The 1,932-nt window shown below is 72.0% G+C and carries 2 protein-coding genes and 1 pseudogene; 1 reads left to right on the top strand and 2 read right to left on the bottom strand.

Annotated features, from left to right (window positions below; all coding sequences use genetic code 11):
* Window positions 1-227: pseudogene (locus GJ633_RS16260) on the top strand (creatininase family protein); the annotation flags it as partial.
* 18 nt (window positions 228-245) lie between these two features.
* Here GJ633_RS16260 and GJ633_RS16255 read toward each other — a convergent pair.
* Entirely contained in the window at window positions 246-653 is a 408-nt protein-coding gene (locus GJ633_RS16255; RefSeq protein WP_156589599.1) for a DUF5790 family protein, read from the bottom strand.
* 157 nt (window positions 654-810) lie between these two features.
* Window positions 811-1,932, bottom strand: a 1,122-nt coding sequence (locus tag GJ633_RS16250) for an Lrp/AsnC family transcriptional regulator (RefSeq protein WP_156589598.1), incomplete at its 5' end; no start/stop codon positions are given.

Raw genomic sequence — 1,932 nt, 5'->3', positions numbered from 1 at the left:
CCTGGTCCGCGAAGACCGGATTCCGGAAGCGGCCGCGGGCGCCGCGGACCGCTGGGGCGAGTGGGTCTCGGGCGTGAACCTGGCGCACGACGCGACGAGTTCACCGACAACGGCGTGGTCGGGGACCCGGCCGCCGGCGACGCCGACGCGGCGCGGAGCTGCTCGACCGCGCGAGCGGGGCGCTCGCGGAACTCGCGGCGGCGGTCGTCGAGCGGGACGGGCGGTGACCGACGGCGGTCCGACCCCTACTCGTCGTCGCCGTCGTCGGCCGCGTCCTGGAGGGCGCCCCGGATCGCGGGGACCGCCCCGGTGAGGGAGGCGACCTCCTCGGCGGCCGCCTCGATGTCGGCGACGAGCTCCTCGAGCTCTTCGATCTCGGCTTTCAGGTCGTCGGCGTCCTCGAAGGCGTCGGCGCGCTCGCCGAGCACGTACGCCTTCTTCGCCGACCGGACGCTCTCGACGGCGTCGCCGACGTCGAGCGCCGACTTCAGCCCGTTGAGCGCGCCGAGCACGTTGTCCGCGTCCGTCTCCCACACCGCGTCCGGGTCGGGGAGCTCTGCGCGCGCGGCCCGCAGGTGGTCTTCGACCTCCGCGCGGGTCTCCGCCGCCGCCTCGCCGAACAGGTCGTCGTCGTCGAACGTGGACTGGCTCATACCCGAACCGTCGGTCCAGGTCGATTTAAAAACCCGCCCGAAAGCGGAAGTGAAGCGCGCGGAGACGACGCGTCACGTCCCGGTCCCGAGTCCACGACCGCCGCGTTCTCCGTCCGTCGTCTCCGCTCCTGCGCGTTGCGGTCGCTTCGGCTGCCGGCTACCCGCGGTCGCCGGCGATCAGATCCTCGTAGCGCGCGCCGGTCTGTTTCAGGGTCTCCGTCGAGTAGAGTCGCTCGTGGTCGAACGGGAGGTACTCGGCCGCCAGCTCGTCGATCTTCGCGTCGACGGCGTCGCTCTCGCGCCCGTGGATCATCGTGAACAGGTTGTACGGCCAGTCCCGCTCGGGACGCCGCGGGCGGTGGTAACACAGCGTCACGTACGGGAGGCTCCCGACCGCCTCGCCGCGGGCGTCGAGCTCGTCGTCGGGGACGTCCCAGACCACCATGCAGTTGTTCGTGAACCCGGTGACGACGTGGTTGACGACGCAGCCGATGCGCTTGATACAGCCGTCGGCGAGCAGCCGGTCGACCGCGTCGAGCACGTCGTCCACGGTCGGGTCGAGTCCGGCGGCGGACGCGTCGTCGGCCGCGATCTCGGCCGCCACGTCGGCGTACGGCGTCGCGGAGAGCGGGAACCCGTTCTGGATCGCGAGCAGGAGCGCGGCCTCCAGCGCGGTGAGGTCGCCGCGGGCGTCCTCGGAGACGCGCGTCGCGGAGACGTCCGTGCCGGAGGCTCGCGGGTTACCGTGGTCGCCGCTCACGGGATCGGGGGTGTCTCGCTCCCCGTCCGATTCCCGCGCGAACCGGTCTCCGTTGACCACCGGGAACTCCAGGTCGATGTAGTAGTCGGTGAGCATCGGGAGGTCGAGCACCGCACAGCCGGTCCGTTCTTCGATCTCCGTGAGGATCGCGTCGCGGCGCTCGCGGGAGCCCGCGGTGACGACGAACCACTGGTTCCACGCGTGGTCCCGTCGGTAGTTGTGGTTCACCTGCCGGTACCCGTTGATCACCTCGGCGATCTCGTCGAACCGCGCTTCGGGAGCGCGGACGGCGGCGAGCGTCGACGAGCCGATGACCGGGGGGTTGAGCACCGCCCCGAACCGCCGGAATATCCCGCGCTCGCGGAGGGTCCGAACCCGGTCGAGGACGTCCGCGGCGTCGACGTCGACGCCCGTCTCGGCCGCGATCTCGGCGGCGACTCGCTCGAACGGGCGCGCCTCGACGGGGAAGCCGCTCTGGTACTCGTCGACGAGGGCCGCGTCGACCGCGTCGAGCGCGGC

Source organism: Halorubrum sp. CBA1125 (genome assembly GCF_009742825.1).
Taxonomy (GTDB): domain Archaea; phylum Halobacteriota; class Halobacteria; order Halobacteriales; family Haloferacaceae; genus Halorubrum.
The sequence above is the reverse complement of the archived record's forward strand: the minus strand, read 5'-3'. Positions and strand labels throughout refer to the sequence as shown.

Coding starts and splice junctions, on each gene's coding strand:
- GJ633_RS16255 (WP_156589599.1), bottom strand. CDS start 653: ATGAGCCAGTCCACGTTCGACGACGACGACCTGTTCGGCGAGGCGGCG.